The sequence below is a fragment of the Phytopseudomonas daroniae genome, from assembly GCF_004327285.1.
Taxonomy (GTDB): domain Bacteria; phylum Pseudomonadota; class Gammaproteobacteria; order Pseudomonadales; family Pseudomonadaceae; genus Aquipseudomonas; species Aquipseudomonas daroniae.
Genome location: NZ_QJUI01000008.1, coordinates 109,372 through 123,223 on the forward strand (window position 1 = coordinate 109,372; position 13,852 = coordinate 123,223).

Here is a 13,852-nt window from a genome sequence, read left to right on the forward strand (position 1 = left end):
CCAGGAGGTTCCCTGCAATGACCCAAGCAGCGAAGGTACGATCCATCAGCAAGGCCGTCGCCGATATCCCCATCCAGGATGCGTCGATGGACATCTGGGACAAGAAGTACCGCCTCAAGGCCAAGGACGGACGGGTCATCGACCAGACCATCGACGACAGCTTCCAGCGCGTCGCCAAGGCGCTGGCCGAAGTCGAGCAGACACCTGAACTGCGTAAGCTCTGGGGCGAGAAATTCCTCTGGGCGCTGCGTCGTGGCGCCATCCCCGCCGGGCGCATCACCTCCAACGCCGGTGCCTGGGAACACAAACCCGCCACCAGCACCATCAACTGCACCGTCTCCGGCATCGTCGCCGATTCCATGGACGATATCCTCGAGAAGGTTCACGAGGCCGGCCTGACGCTCAAGGCCGGTTGTGGCATCGGCTACGAGTTCTCCACCCTGCGCCCGCGCGGTGCCTATGTCTCCGGGGCCGGCTCGTACACTTCGGGGCCGCTGTCGTTCATGGATATCTACGACAAGATGTGCTTCACCGTGTCGTCCGCCGGCGGGCGCCGTGGAGCGCAGATGGCCACCTTCGACGTGGGCCATCCGGACGTCGCCGATTTCATCCGCGCCAAGCGCGAAGACGGCCGCCTGCGGCAGTTCAACCTGAGCCTGCTGATCACCGACGAATTCATGGCCGCCGTGCAGGCCAACGCCGACTGGCCGCTGGCCTTCCCGCTGAGCCAGAAGGAGGTCGAGGAAGATGGCATCGACACCACCGACGCCAGCCAGGTGATCTGGCGCGACTGGCCGCAGAAGGGCCCCTACATCAGCAACGACCAGGGCCTGACCGCCTGTCGGGTGTACAAGGTGATCAAGGCGCAGCGTCTGTGGGACATGATCATGAGTTCCACCTACGACTTCGCCGAGCCGGGCTTCATCCTCATCGACCGCGTCAACGAGATGAACAACAACTGGTTCTGCGAGGACATCCGCGCCACCAACCCTTGCGGCGAGCAGCCGCTGCCGCCCTATGGCGCGTGTCTGCTCGGTTCGGTCAACCTGACCCAGTTCGTGCGCGATCCGTTCACCGAGCGGGCGCGTTTCGACTGGGACGAGTACAAGGACGTGGTGCGCATCTTCACCCGCATGCTGGACAACGTGGTGGAGATCAACGGCCTGCCGCTGGAGCAGCAGCGCCGTGAAATCCAGCGTAAGCGCCGCCATGGCATGGGCTTCCTCGGCCTGGGCTCGACCCTGACCATGCTCAAGATGCAGTACGGCGATGTGCAGTCGCTGGCGTTCACCGAGGAAGTCGCCAAGCAGATGGCCGTGGTCGGCTGGGAAGCCGGCCTGGAGCTGGCACGGGAGAAGGGGGCGGCTCCGTTGATGGACGAGGACTTCGTCGTCAGCGCCGAAATGCTTGCCAAGCGCCCGGAAATGGCCGTGGACGGCATCAAGCCCGGGGATACGCTCAAGGGGCGTGTGCTCTGGGCCAGGTACTCGCGCTACATGCAGCGCATCGGCGAAGTCGCACCGCAACTGATCGAACAGCTGGCCGAGACGGGCAGCCGCTTCAGCCACCACAGTTCCATCGCACCGACCGGCACCATTTCCCTGTCGCTGGCCAACAACACCAGCAACGGCATCGAGCCGAGCTTCGCCCACCACTACTTCCGCAACGTGATCCGCGAAGGCAAGAAGTCCAAGGAAAAGGTCGACGTCTACTCGTCCGAACTGCTCGCCTACCGGCATTTCATCGACGCCGAGGCAGCGCCCGGCAACGGCCTGCCGGACTATTTCATCACCGCCGACGACGTCACGCCGAAGCAGCACGTGGATATCCAGGCGGCGGCGCAGAAGTGGGTCGACAGCTCGATTTCCAAGACCGCCAACGTGCCCAGCGACTATCCCTACGAGTCGTTCAAGGACATCTACGTGTACGCCCACCAGCAGGGTCTGAAGGGCTGCACCACCTTCCGTTTCAACCCCGAGGCCTTCCAGGGCGTGCTGGTCAAGGAGGCCGATCTGGCTGCCACCACCTACCGCTTCACCCTTGCCGACGGCCAGATCGTCGAAGCCAAGGGTAACGAGGAAATCGAATACGACGGCGAGATCCACAGCGCCGCCAATCTGTTCGATGCCCTCAAAGAAGGCTATTACGGAAAATTCTGAGGACGTGCCGATGAGCAACAAGACAATCCGCATCGACAGCAAGATCGTCGGCTACGAAGTGGTCAAGCCGCAGCAGGCCGCCGCCGATACCGGCCCGGTGCCGCAGGAAATCGAGCTGATGCACGAGAAGGTTCTGCGCCCCGAGGCGCTGGAAGGCTCGACCTACAAGATCAAGACGCCGCTGTCCGAGCATGCGCTGTACGTCACCATCAACGACATCGTGCTCAACCAGGGCACCGAGCATGAGCAGCGTCATCCGTTCGAGATCTTCATCAACTCGAAGAATATGGATCACTTCCAGTGGATCGTCGCCCTTACGCGCATCGCCTCGGCGGTGTTCCGCAAGGGCGGTGACTGCACCTTCCTCGCTGAGGAACTCAAGGCGGTATTCGATCCCAAGGGCGGTTATTTCAAGAAGGGTGGCAAGTTCATGCCGTCGCTGGTGGCCGAGATCGGCGATGTGATCGAAATCCACCTGCGCAAGATCGGCCTGATCGACTCCGAGCGCCTCGACGAACACCAGAAGGCCTTCATCGAGCAGAAGAAGGCGGAATTCAAGGCGAGCACCGCCAGCCCGGCGGACACCGGCTACCCGCCGGGCGCCGCGCTGTGTGGCAAGTGCCACAACATGGCGCTGGTGCAACTGGACGGCTGCCTGACCTGCCTGAACTGCGGGGACAGCAAGTGCGGATAATAGCCGCCTGCAGCCGTTGCAAGGGGCGCTACCGGGCAACCCGGCGGGGCGATACGATCCGGCAACGCAGTAGAGCGGATCAACCTTTGTAGCAAAGCGTCGCCGTGTTTGGTATCTACGTCGGTGTCGGGTTCGTTCGGCGGATCACGCCTTCGGCTAGGCTGCGCGCCCCGATCCGCCCTACGGTGCCGGGTGTCCATCAGGGGCAGGGTGCGATAGACCGGAACACCCTGCTGATGCCTCGGCGCTCTTTCAGCTGCGATCCGCCAGCACGCCGATCAGGAAGAACACCAGGAGCAGCACCGGCGCCAGGGTGTAATTGTTGAAGTGGCCGAGGCCCTGGGCCAGCAGAGGCGTGAGGTAGACCATCACCAGGCCGTAGCCGATTGCGCAGACCAGCACGAAGATCAGCGTGCGCAGAATGAAGTTGAGGCCGCTGATGCTGCGTTGCACCCAGGCATTGATGCCAGGGCCGAACAGCACGAGCAGGGTGGCCATCAGTGCCAGGGATATCTCGTAGAGGTGACCGCGGCTCCAGCGCGAAACGGTAGCGATCATATCCAGCAGCAAATCCATGGGGGCTCCTTGTGAGTTGAGAGGGCCGGCGCTGGGTGCGCCCTCGCTCGACGCTTACGGCAGAAAATACTGCAGCAAGTCATTGAGAAACAACTGGCCCTCGCGGGTTGCCGTGAGGCGAGCCGGATCCTTTTGCAGCAGGCCGCGGCGTTCCGCTTGCTCGCGTGCGGCAGCCAGTTGCTGCAGCGGCAGGCCGGTTCGTTGGCTGAACAGTTCGGCGGCGCAGCCATCGCTCAGGCGCAGTACGTTCATCAGGAACTCGAACGGCAGCTCCTCGGCGCTGAGGAGGCGCTCGCCAGCACTGTAGTGCTTGGCAGGGTCGAGGTAGTCCTTGGGCAGGCGGGTTTTCCAGGTGCGGCGGATGCGGCCGTCTGGTGTGCTCAGCTTGCCGTGGGCGCCGGCACCAATGCCGATGAAGTCGCCGAACGTCCAGTAATTCAGGTTATGGCGGGCGGCGCGGCCGGGCTGGGCATAGGCCGAGACTTCGTACTGGCCGTAGCCATGTTCGGCGAGCAGGGCCTGGCCGGCTTCCTGAATGTCCCACAGGGTGTCATCTTCCGGCAGCACCGGCGGCTGGTTCCAGAACACCGTGTTCGGCTCCACCGTCAACTGATACCAGGACAGGTGGGTCGGTGCCTGGGCGATGGCGATGCGCAGATCGCCCAGCGCGTCGTCTAGGGACTGATCCGGGAGGCCGTGCATCAGATCCAGGTTGAAGTTATCGAAACCGGCAGCACGGGCCATGTCGGCGGCGCGGATCGCTTCATCGCCATCATGGATGCGCCCCAGGGCCTTGAGTTTTTCTGCCTGGAAGCTCTGCACGCCGATCGACAGCCGATTGATGCCCAGGCGCCGGTAGGCGGCGAACTTGTCCTGTTCGAAGGTTCCCGGATTGGCTTCGAGGGTGATTTCGATGTCGCTGGCGAACGGGATGCGCCGCTCCACGCCTTCCAGCAGACGACCAAGGGCCTTCGCGGAGAACAGGCTTGGCGTGCCGCCGCCGAAGAAGATCGAGGTCAGCGGGCGGCCATGAGCCTGTTGCAGGTCGCTGTCGAGATCGGCGAGCAGGGCGTCGACGTAGGCCTCTTCCGGCAGGTTGGGGCCGGCGGCGTGGGAGTTGAAGTCGCAGTAGGGGCACTTGCGCACGCACCAGGGGATATGGACGTACAGGGCCAGGGGGGGCAGCTGGAACACAGGCGTTGGGTCACGGCAGGGTGATTGCGGGGCGCTATCGTGGCACGACTTGGGCAAAGCTCCAATGTTCGCGGACGAAACGCCCCTCTGGCGACGCCGTTACAAGCCCAGGCGCTGCTTGAGCAGACGCATGGCAATGGCGCGGTGGCTGAGGCTGTTCTTGTCCGTGGGTGACAGCTCGGCGCTGGAGCACTGGCGTTCTTCGACCCAGAACAGCGGGTCGTAGCCGAAGCCATGTTCGCCACGGGCTTCATGCAGGATGCTGCCGTGCCACAAGCCTTCGCAGAGGATCGGCAGTGGATCGTCGGCGTGCCGCACCAGGGCCAGGCAGCAGACGAACTGGGCGCTACGCTCGGCGTCCGGCACGTCCTTGAGCGCGGCCAGCAGTTTGGCGTTGTTGGCGGCATCCCCCAGGCCATCGGCGTAGCGGGCGGAGTAGATGCCCGGTGCGCCGCCCAGATGGTCGACCGCCAGGCCGGAGTCGTCGGCCAGGGCTGGCAGGCCGGACAGGCGCGAGGCATTGCGTGCCTTTAGGATGGCGTTCTCGACGAACGACAGGCCGGTTTCTTCCGGCTCCACCTGGCTGAATTCACCGATCGAGCGCAGGCGTACGCTGTCGCCGAGCATGGCCTGGAGTTCCTTGAGTTTGCCGGCGTTGTGGCTGGCGAGGACGAGTTCTGGGAAAGGCATCATGGCTCCGGAAAGAGTTCCTGGTTGAAGTCCAGGCGCTGGCCGTTCACCTGCAGGTTGAACAGCAGCACCTCGCGCGAGGTGATGGGAAACTGCGCCAGGTACGAGACGAATTCGCCCTCGCGCTGCTCGATGAACGTCAGTGTCTGGCCGTGGCCAAGCACGCTCTTCACTTCACCGCTGACCCTGGCCGGGCTGGATTTGCCCGCCCGCAGCACGCTGACGTTCAGCACGCCTTGCTGGCCGTTGCGCACCAGGCCACTGGCCTGGGCGATCTGCGGCTGCAGGTGGCTGGCGTTGAAGGCGCTGTAATGCACCTCGAGATCGCCCAGGCGCTGCATCCGCTCGGCGGCACTTACCGGCAGGCTCAGGCACAGGGCGATCACGATGGCTAGTGTAGTGTCACGCATCAAATGTCGTATCCGAACGATTGGGCTGAGTGGCTGCCCAAAGGCGCCAGCGGCCGCTCATCCCGTAGGGTGGATGACGCTCTTTTCATCCACCATTGCGATTGCAGAGCGGTGGACGGATCGGGCCGCGTAGGCAAGCGTCAGCTACGCGCCCCGATCCACCCTACGACAGGCCGCTTACGCCACATGGCTACCATCCCATATGACGATACCCCCATTCGCCGCCTCGGGCACATTGACCACCTTGGGCGCATGGGCGGCTCCGCTGCTCAGTTGGCGATGCGCACGTCGCGCGCATTGTGCCCGCTGATGCGGTAGATGCCGATCTCGCCCAGCAGGTTGGGCCAGGCGCGGCTGGCCCAGCCATGCCGGTGTTCATGGTCGACCGCCAGGCGCTCGAGTACCCGGGCGCTCTGCTGATGGCACAGGCGCTCGAAGTCCTCGAAGGTGCAGAAGTGGATGTTCGGCGTGTTGTACCAGGTGTAGGGCAGGAAGTCCGACACCGGCATGCGGCCTTTGCTGGCCAGGTACCAGCGGCAGCGCCAGTGGCCGAAGTTGGGGAAAGTGATGATGCAGGTCTTGCCGACGCGCAGCATCTCCGCCAGTACCTTGTCGGGGAAATGCAGCGCCTGCAGCGACTGGGTCATGACCACCACGTCGAAGCTGTCGCTGGCGAAGTTGCCGAGGCCTTCGTCGAGGTTCTGCTCGATGACGTTGACCCCCTTGACGATGCACTGGGCGATCTTTTCCGGGTCGATTTCCAGGCCATAACCGCTGACCTGCTTGTTGGCGCTCAGCCAGGCCAGCAACTCGCCATCGCCGCAACCAAGGTCGAGGACGCGGCTACCGGCGGGAATCCATTCCTGGATGATCTCTAGGTCGGCTCGCATGCTTACACCTCGATCCGTTTCATGTAGCTGCCGAAACCCTGCAGGTAGCGCGGAATCGGCATGAGGAAGGCATCGTGGCCCTGGGGCGCGTCGATTTCCAGGTAACAGACGTTCTTGCGTGCGGCGAGCAGGGCATCGACGATTTCTCGCGAGCGTGCCGGCGAGAAGCGCCAGTCGGTGGTGAACGAGATCACGCAGAAGTCCGCCTTGACCTGGCCAAGGGTCTTGGCCAGGTCGCCATCGTGCTCGGCGGCCGGGTCGAAATAGTCCAGCGCCTTGGTCATCAGCAGATAGGTGTTGGCATCGAAACGCCCGGAGAACTCCTCGCCCTGATAGCGCAGGTAGCTCTCGACCTGGAATTCCACGCTGTGGAAGTCGTAGTTGAGCTTCTCGTTCTTCAGGCCGCGGCCGAATTTCTCGCCCATGGCGTCATCGGACAGGTAGGTGATGTGGCCGACCATGCGCGCCAGCATCAGGCCGCGCTTGGGGATCACGCCCTGATCCTGGAAGTGCCCGCCGTGGAATTCCGGGTCGGTGAGGATGGCCTGCCGGGCGACCTCGTTGAAGGCGATGTTCTGCGCCGAGAGCTTGGGTGCCGAGGCGATGGCCAGGCAGTGCCGCACGCGCTCCGGGTAGCTGATCGTCCACTGCATGGCCTGCATGCCGCCAAGGCTGCCGCCGACCACCGCGGCCCATTGCTGGATGCCCAGCAGATCGGCCAGACGTGCCTGGCTGTTGACCCAGTCTTCCACGGTCATCACCGGGAAGTCGGCGCCGAAGGGCTTGCCGGTCGCCGGGTTGATGTCGGACGGGCCGGTCGAGCCGTTGCAGCCACCCAGGTTGTTGAGGCTGACGACGAAGAAGCGGTTGGTGTCCAGCGGCTTGCCGGGGCCGATGCAGCTATCCCACCAGCCCGGCTTGCGGTCGTCCACGCTGTGGTAACCGGCGGCGTGATGGTGGCCGGACAGCGCGTGGCAGATCAGCACCGCGTTGCTGGCGCTGGCATTCAGCTCACCATAGGTTTCGTAGGTCAGTTGGTAGTCGGCCAGGCTGCGCCCGCAGGCCAGGGCCAGGGGCTCGGCGAAATGGGCGATCTGCGGCGTGACCAGGCCAACGGAGTCTTGAGGAAAAACAGTCGGCATCGATCCTGCTCGGATAATGAAAGGTACGTAGGAAAGTGCAGCAGTCTAAAGAGCGCGCTGGTCAGCGGCAAGGAAAGCGCACGCCGCGATGCCCAGGCATCGCGTTATGTGGCGATTCTTGCTGAGCGCGAGTTACTGCCTAGTCTGCGTTGCCTTGCGGGCGCGGCATGGCGGACAGCGCCACCACCTTGCCCTGACGCTGGATCGGCGCGGGGCGGCGCATGCTGCGCAGCATGTCGCTGGCCTGAGCCAGTTGCTGTTTCAGCTCCTCGCCATACTGCGCCAGTTGCTGGCGGCGTTGGCGGCCGTGCTGGGTGTCCTGTGCCAGGGTCTTGAGGCGCAGCATGTGGCCTTCCAGTAACTGCTTGTGCTCCAGGGTGTGCTGCATCAGCGGCATCAGGGCTTCGTCGGCCCACTGCTCGGCGTCACGCCGCAGGCGGCGGTGCATGCCGATGACTTCCTGCACCAGAGTGGCGAAGAAGCGCCGGCTGAGGCTGCGTTGCTCGGTCAGCAGGGTCTTGAGACGCAGGCGGAAGCGATCGGCCTTTTTCTGCAGATGGCGCAGCTCGCGTATATAGCGCGCCAGCTCGAAGCTCGGCGCGTCGACGGCCTGCAGCGGATTCTCTTCATTGTGCCGACGGTAAATGGCGTCGACCATGCGGTTGGCCATTTCTGCATCGTGGGACAGGCTGTGCAGGTCGTCCTCGACGGCAGTGAAGAACTGCAGGATGGACTGGTTGATGCCCAACGTCGTCCAACTGCCGTTGAGCTGGCGGCGTAGCAGGTTGAGGTGAACGTCGAGTTTCTCTGGCTTCGCTGCGGCCTTCAGGCGTTCGCCCTGGTTGCGCATCAGGCGCTGGTTGGTTTTCAGGGCAACCAGGCGCTTGTGATGCACGCTGTGGTCTTCCTTGGTACGGGCGGTCAGCTCCAGCAGCATCTGTCCGTTGTCCTGGCGGCGTTCGTCGAGCAGCTCCAGCTGTTCGTTGACCTTGCTCAGGCGCAGGCCGAGCACGTGCTGGCTGTTGTTGAGCATGGTCAGCACCTGGTGTACCACGCGCTCTTCGAGCAGGCGTTCCTTCTGCGCCACGATGCGCTCGCAGAGCAGCGACTCCAGGCTGGCCATCTGGCTGCGGGCGAGCAATGCAGGATCCTTGCGCACCTTGGCGAGCAGCGCCTGCTTGGCCGAGAGCGGCAGAATGTCTTCGCTGTCGATGCCCAGGTGGCAGGCTGCCTGCATACGCACCCGCTCGATGGCGGTGGCGACGAAGGCATCGCCGGCAAGGTCGTCCCAGAGCACATCGATCTTGTTCAGCACGGCGAACAGGCAGCTCTGGGTTTCTTCGTCGAGGGGCTGGATGTGCTGTTGCCAGATGTCCAGGTCGCTGGCGGTGACCCCGGTGTCGGCGGACAGCAGAAAGATGATCGCCTGGGCGTTGGGTAGCATCGACAGGGTCAGTTCCGGCTCGCAACCCAGGGCGTTCAGGCCCGGCGTGTCGAGGATGCGCAGGCCCTGGCGCAGCAGCGGGTGATCGAAGCTGACGATGGCATGGCGCCAGGCCGGCACCAACACCTGGCCGGACGTGTCGGTGGACTCCAGGTTGTCCGGGTGAAACCCCAGGCCGATGGCTTTCTCCACCGCCATGGTCTTGCTGGCCGCCACCTGGGCGAAGGCCTTGGCCATGTTGTCCGGGTCGCTGGTGTCCAGCGGGATATTCACCCAATGGCGGGGCGTGCGTTTGAACTGTGCCACGCTGGCCTCGGCGATGCGCGTCTCGATCGGCAGCAGGCGGATGTAGGGGCGTTCGGCGCCTGGATCGAAAAGGATTTCCGTGGGGCACATGGTGGTGCGCCCGGCCTGGGAGGGCAGCATGCGCTGGCCGTATTCGGAGAAGAACAGGCTGTTGATCAGCTCGGTCTTGCCGCGGGAAAACTCGCCGACGAAGGCCAGGGTGATGTGGTCGGTGCGCAGCAGGCGCAGTGCCCGTTCCAGGCGCGCTTCGACGCCTTCACTGCTCAGCCGGTTGTGGGCCAGCCAACTGCGGTAGCGGGTGATCTCGAGAACCAGTTCGCGCTTCCAGGCGACGTAGGCATCTACCTGTTCACTGAGGCGTTCCATGCTCATGGGGGATTCCCTGACAGGGCATCGGGCGACGATGCGGGCTGCAGAGCATTATGCGAAGGGTGGTGTCGGCGTCAATGGGACGCGCGTGGCGATGGTACTGATGGTCGCTCAGGTGGGGCGAACGGTCAGATCGAGCTCGGTTGGCAGCCGCTTGGGAGCCTGGATGCGCACACGCTTCTGGCGGCTCTGCTGGCCGCTTTCCAGGGTGACCTGGCTCTTGGCGACGCCGAAGGCATCGGCCAGGAAGGCCAGCAGGTGCGCATTGGCCTTGCCGTCCACCGGCGGGGCGGTGAGGCGGATTTTCAGGCGCTCACCGTGCAGCCCGGCGAAGGCATCGTTGCTCGCCTTGGGCTGAAGATGACAGTCGAGGATCAGCGCGTCGCCGTCCCAGCGATGGAAACCCATGGGCTTAGAACCTGTTCACTATCTGCCGCGCGTCGCATGCAGACGTATCAAGGCGGTAGCAGCCGTAGGGTGGATCGGGGCGCGTAGCTGACGCTCTTTTCATCCACCATCGCGATTGCAGCCCGTAGGATGGGTGCAACCCATCAATTGCCGATGGGTTGCACCCATCCTACTGCTTCTGCCTTGTAGCGGTCTGTCAGGCAACCTTTGACTCTGGCTCGCTAGATCGTGAATAGGCTCAGATCGCCAGGCTCAGGCCGCTGAACATGCCGGTGCTGACCGCCAGGTTGCGGATTACCAGCATGTCGATCAGGTTGAGGATCAGGAACGCCACGATGGGCGACAGATCCAGGCCACCGAGGTTGGGCAGGATGCGGCGGATCGGCATCAGCAGTGGTTCGCAGATCTGATTGACCAGCAGGGCGGCGGGGTTGTGGCTGCCTTGTGCGACCCAGGAGAGGATCACGCTGATGATCAGGGCGAAGAAGAACACCTTGAGCAGCAGGGCGGTAACGCCAATGATCGACCAGACCAGAATCAGCAGCGGATCGCCGACGCCCACGCCCATCAGCATCAGGGTCAGCGCCATGAGCACGAACTGCACGATCAGCGCCAGCACCAGCGACGCCAGGTCGAGGCCGCCGAGGCTGGGGATTATGCGGCGCAGCGGTTTGAGCAGCGGATGGGTGGCGCGCACGATGAACTGGCTGAGCGGGTTGTAGAAGTCTGCTCGTACCAGTTGCAGGATGAAGCGCAGCAGCACGATCAGCAGGTAGAAGCTGCCGATGGTCTGCAGGATGTAAACGGCTGCGGTGTTCAGGCCGATCATTGATTGTCTCCTTATTGACCCAGTTGTTCGGCCAGTTCGGCCGAGCGGTGGTCGGCGGCCTTGACGGCCTGCTCGACCAGCGCTTCGAAGCCGCCGGCCTGGAATGTCTTGATGGCCGCTTCGGTGGTGCCAGCCGGTGAGGTCACGCGGCGGCGCAGCTCGGTGGCGTCCACATCGCTGTTCAGCGCCATTTGCGCGGCGCCCAGGGCCGTCTGCAACGTCAGTTTGGCGGCGACCTCGCGGGGCAGGCCGAGCTTTTCGCCGCTGGCGGTCATCGCCTCGATCAGCAGGAAGAAATAGGCCGGGCCGCTGCCGGATACGGCGGTCACCGCATCGATCAGTTTTTCCTCGTCCAGCCACACGGCCAGGCCGACGGCGCTGAGCAGTCGTTCAGCCTGCTGGCGCTGTTCGGCGCTGACTCGCGGGTTGGCGTACAGGCCGCTGGCGCCCAGGCGCAGCAGCGACGGCGTGTTGGGCATGCAGCGCACCACGGCGCGCGGGCCGAGCCAGCTTTCCAGGCTGGTGCTGGTGATGCCGGCGGCGATGGACACGATCAACTGACCGGACTGCAGGTGCGGCGCCAGGTCGAGGCACACGTCCTTCATCACCTGGGGTTTGACCGCCAGGACGATCACGTCGGCATCGCGGCAGGCCTCGGCATTGCTGGCCAGTACGTCGATGCCATGTTCCCGGGTGATCTTCTCGCGCTGCTCGGCGCCGCGGTCGCTGGCGCGGATCGCGCTGGCCGGCAGCCCCTGGGCGAGCATGCCGCCGATCAGGCTGGCAGCCATGTTGCCGGCACCGATAAAGGCGATGCGGGGAGTGGTCATGGTGAGGTTCCTATCTAGAGAGTCGAGATCGGGTGATTCAGGTCTTGCTGTAGTCACGTTCGCCGAACAGCGCCGTACCGATGCGCACCCAGGTCGCGCCTTCGGCGATGGCCGCTTCCAGGTCGTGGCTCATGCCCATGGACAGGGTGTCGAGATCGAGGTTCAGGCCGTCCCGCAGCGCGCGCAAGCGGGCGAATGCCGCACGCTGCTCGCTGGCATCATCGGTTGGCTCGGGAATTGTCATCAATCCGCGCAAACGCAGGTTGGGCAGTTGTGTAACCGCCTGTGCCAGTGCCGCCAGTTCGTCGGGCTGGCAGCCGGACTTGCTGTCCTCACCGCTGATATTGACCTGCAGGCAGATGTTCAGCGGTGGCAGATCGGGCGGGCGCTGGTCGCTCAGGCGTTCGGCGATCTTCAGACGATCCACCGAATGCACCCAGGCGAAGTGCTCGGCGATGGGACGGGTCTTGTTCGATTGGATGGGACCGATGAAATGCCAGGTCAGCGGCAGGTCGGCCAACTGCACCTGCTTGTCGAGAGCTTCCTGCAGATAGTTCTCGCCGAAATCATGCAGGCCGGCCGCCTGGGCCTCGCGGATGGCGTCGGCAGGCTTGGTCTTGCTCACCGCCAACAGGCCTATAGTGGCGAAATCTCGCTGCGAGGCTTGCGCCGCCTCACGGATACGCACACCGACCTTTGCAATATTCTCTACTATCGTGGACATTACCTGCGCCTGCCGCCTGAGCGTTTCTTGCGGGCTTGACGGTGGTCTCCAAAGGGCGTGCTCACGCAGCCGTATGGTGATCCCCCAAGACCCCCTATCCTGAGTTACGCGGCATTCTACCGTCATTAGGGAGTCCCATGGATATCACCGAGCTGCTTGCCTTCAGCGCCAAGCAAGGCGCGTCGGATCTGCACCTCTCGGCAGGCCTGCCGCCGATGATTCGGGTCGACGGCGATGTGCGCCGGATCAATTTGCCAGCCCTGGATCACAAACAGGTGCACGCGTTGATCTACGACATCATGAACGACAAGCAGCGCAAGGATTTCGAGGAATTCCTCGAGACCGACTTTTCGTTCGAAGTGCCTGGCGTGGCGCGTTTCCGGGTCAACGCCTTCAACCAGAACCGTGGCAGCGGTGCGGTGTTCCGTACCATTCCGTCCAAGGTGCTGAGCATGGAAGACCTGGGCATGGGCGAGATCTTCAAGAAGGTCTCCGACGTGCCACGTGGGCTGGTGCTGGTGACCGGGCCGACCGGTTCGGGCAAGTCGACCACCCTGGCGGCGATGCTCGACTACATCAACAGCAACAAGTACCACCACATTCTCACCGTCGAAGACCCTATCGAATTCGTTCACGAATCGAAGAAGTGCCTGATCAACCAGCGTGAGGTGCACCGCGACACCCTGGGCTTCTCCGAGGCCCTGCGCTCCGCGCTGCGGGAAGACCCGGACATCATCCTGGTGGGCGAGATGCGTGACCTGGAAACCATCCGCCTGGCGCTGACCGCCGCGGAAACCGGTCACCTGGTGTTCGGCACCCTGCACACCACCTCGGCGGCCAAGACCATCGACCGTGTGGTCGACGTGTTCCCCGCGGAGGAGAAGTCCATGGTGCGATCGATGCTTTCCGAGTCGTTGCAGGCGGTCATTTCCCAGACCCTGCTGAAGAAGATCGGCGGCGGTCGCGTGGCGGCCCACGAAATCATGATCGGCACCCCGGCGATTCGTAACCTGATCCGTGAGGACAAGGTGGCGCAAATGTACTCGGCCATCCAGACCGGCGGCGCACTGGGCATGCAAACCCTGGATTCGTGCCTGAAAACGCTCGTCTCCAAAGGGCTGGTCAGCCGCGAAAGTGCCCGAGAGAAGGCCAAGACACCTGAAAACTTCTGAGTCATGCCGGGCGAT

Annotated in this window: 14 protein-coding genes; 3 read left to right on the top strand and 11 right to left on the bottom strand. The window is 63.7% G+C overall.

What is annotated here, in order from left to right:
- Window positions 1–17: 17 nt before the first annotated feature.
- Together DNK06_RS10610 and DNK06_RS10615 are read left to right on the top strand one after the other, a co-directional pair.
- On the top strand, window positions 18–2,159 hold the full coding sequence (locus tag DNK06_RS10610) for an adenosylcobalamin-dependent ribonucleoside-diphosphate reductase (RefSeq protein ID WP_131180000.1): 2,142 nt from the start codon (window positions 18–20) through the stop codon (window positions 2,157–2,159).
- 10 nt (window positions 2,160–2,169) lie between these two features.
- On the top strand, window positions 2,170–2,853 hold the full coding sequence (locus DNK06_RS10615) for a TSCPD domain-containing protein (RefSeq protein ID WP_131180001.1): 684 nt from the start codon (window positions 2,170–2,172) through the stop codon (window positions 2,851–2,853).
- 252 nt (window positions 2,854–3,105) lie between these two features.
- On the opposite strand, the gene DNK06_RS10620 is transcribed toward DNK06_RS10615, so the two are convergent.
- The 11 genes from DNK06_RS10620 to DNK06_RS10670 all read right to left on the bottom strand — a co-directional run bounded on the left by DNK06_RS10620 (window position 3,106) and on the right by DNK06_RS10670 (window position 12,665).
- Window positions 3,106–3,429: a DUF3392 domain-containing protein gene (locus DNK06_RS10620; protein WP_131180002.1), complete on the bottom strand. Its 324-nt coding sequence runs from the start codon at window positions 3,427–3,429 to the stop codon at window positions 3,106–3,108.
- A 54-nt stretch (window positions 3,430–3,483) separates the two neighbouring features.
- A complete protein-coding gene (hemW, locus tag DNK06_RS10625; protein WP_131180003.1) occupies window positions 3,484–4,623 on the bottom strand; it encodes a radical SAM family heme chaperone HemW in 1,140 nt (379 codons plus the stop codon).
- A gap of 99 nt (window positions 4,624–4,722) precedes the next feature.
- Complete coding sequence (gene rdgB / locus DNK06_RS10630) at window positions 4,723–5,316, bottom strand: RdgB/HAM1 family non-canonical purine NTP pyrophosphatase (RefSeq protein WP_131180004.1); 594 nt, start codon at window positions 5,314–5,316, stop codon at window positions 4,723–4,725.
- Window positions 5,313–5,723: a DUF4426 domain-containing protein gene (locus tag DNK06_RS10635; RefSeq protein WP_131180005.1), complete on the bottom strand. Its 411-nt coding sequence runs from the start codon at window positions 5,721–5,723 to the stop codon at window positions 5,313–5,315. Before DNK06_RS10635 ends, rdgB begins: the two co-directional genes overlap by 4 nt.
- A gap of 269 nt (window positions 5,724–5,992) precedes the next feature.
- Complete coding sequence (gene metW / locus DNK06_RS10640) at window positions 5,993–6,613, bottom strand: methionine biosynthesis protein MetW (RefSeq protein WP_131180006.1); 621 nt, start codon at window positions 6,611–6,613, stop codon at window positions 5,993–5,995.
- Between the two features lie 2 nt (window positions 6,614–6,615).
- On the bottom strand, window positions 6,616–7,755 hold the full coding sequence (gene metX / locus DNK06_RS10645; RefSeq protein WP_131180007.1) for a homoserine O-succinyltransferase MetX: 1,140 nt from the start codon (window positions 7,753–7,755) through the stop codon (window positions 6,616–6,618).
- A 139-nt stretch (window positions 7,756–7,894) separates the two neighbouring features.
- Complete coding sequence (locus DNK06_RS10650) at window positions 7,895–9,877, bottom strand: dynamin-like GTPase family protein (RefSeq protein WP_131180008.1); 1,983 nt, start codon at window positions 9,875–9,877, stop codon at window positions 7,895–7,897.
- A gap of 108 nt (window positions 9,878–9,985) precedes the next feature.
- On the bottom strand, window positions 9,986–10,282 hold the full coding sequence (locus DNK06_RS10655) for a DUF167 domain-containing protein (RefSeq protein ID WP_131180009.1): 297 nt from the start codon (window positions 10,280–10,282) through the stop codon (window positions 9,986–9,988).
- 238 nt (window positions 10,283–10,520) lie between these two features.
- Window positions 10,521–11,111 carry a YggT family protein gene (locus DNK06_RS10660; RefSeq protein ID WP_131180010.1) on the bottom strand — a complete coding sequence of 197 codons (591 nt, stop codon included), beginning with the start codon at window positions 11,109–11,111 and terminating at the stop codon, window positions 10,521–10,523.
- A gap of 11 nt (window positions 11,112–11,122) precedes the next feature.
- On the bottom strand, window positions 11,123–11,941 hold the full coding sequence (gene proC / locus DNK06_RS10665; RefSeq protein WP_131180011.1) for a pyrroline-5-carboxylate reductase: 819 nt from the start codon (window positions 11,939–11,941) through the stop codon (window positions 11,123–11,125).
- A 37-nt stretch (window positions 11,942–11,978) separates the two neighbouring features.
- Window positions 11,979–12,665, bottom strand: a complete 687-nt coding sequence (locus tag DNK06_RS10670) for a YggS family pyridoxal phosphate-dependent enzyme (protein WP_131180012.1) — start codon at window positions 12,663–12,665, stop codon at window positions 11,979–11,981.
- Between the two features lie 137 nt (window positions 12,666–12,802).
- On the opposite strand from DNK06_RS10670, the gene DNK06_RS10675 reads away from it, so the two are divergent.
- Complete coding sequence (locus DNK06_RS10675; RefSeq protein WP_131180013.1) at window positions 12,803–13,837, top strand: type IV pilus twitching motility protein PilT; 1,035 nt, start codon at window positions 12,803–12,805, stop codon at window positions 13,835–13,837.
- Window positions 13,838–13,852: the final 15 nt, after the last annotated feature.

Coding starts and splice junctions, on each gene's coding strand:
- DNK06_RS10610 (WP_131180000.1), top strand. CDS start 18: ATGACCCAAGCAGCGAAGGTACGATCCATCAGCAAGGCCGTCGCCGAT.
- DNK06_RS10615 (WP_131180001.1), top strand. CDS start 2,170: ATGAGCAACAAGACAATCCGCATCGACAGCAAGATCGTCGGCTACGAA.
- DNK06_RS10620 (WP_131180002.1), bottom strand. CDS start 3,429: ATGGATTTGCTGCTGGATATGATCGCTACCGTTTCGCGCTGGAGCCGC.
- rdgB (WP_131180004.1), bottom strand. CDS start 5,316: ATGATGCCTTTCCCAGAACTCGTCCTCGCCAGCCACAACGCCGGCAAA.
- DNK06_RS10635 (WP_131180005.1), bottom strand. CDS start 5,723: ATGCGTGACACTACACTAGCCATCGTGATCGCCCTGTGCCTGAGCCTG.
- metW (WP_131180006.1), bottom strand. CDS start 6,613: ATGCGAGCCGACCTAGAGATCATCCAGGAATGGATTCCCGCCGGTAGC.
- metX (WP_131180007.1), bottom strand. CDS start 7,755: ATGCCGACTGTTTTTCCTCAAGACTCCGTTGGCCTGGTCACGCCGCAG.
- DNK06_RS10650 (WP_131180008.1), bottom strand. CDS start 9,877: ATGAGCATGGAACGCCTCAGTGAACAGGTAGATGCCTACGTCGCCTGG.
- DNK06_RS10655 (WP_131180009.1), bottom strand. CDS start 10,282: ATGGGTTTCCATCGCTGGGACGGCGACGCGCTGATCCTCGACTGTCAT.
- DNK06_RS10660 (WP_131180010.1), bottom strand. CDS start 11,111: ATGATCGGCCTGAACACCGCAGCCGTTTACATCCTGCAGACCATCGGC.
- proC (WP_131180011.1), bottom strand. CDS start 11,941: ATGACCACTCCCCGCATCGCCTTTATCGGTGCCGGCAACATGGCTGCC.
- DNK06_RS10670 (WP_131180012.1), bottom strand. CDS start 12,665: ATGTCCACGATAGTAGAGAATATTGCAAAGGTCGGTGTGCGTATCCGT.
- DNK06_RS10675 (WP_131180013.1), top strand. CDS start 12,803: ATGGATATCACCGAGCTGCTTGCCTTCAGCGCCAAGCAAGGCGCGTCG.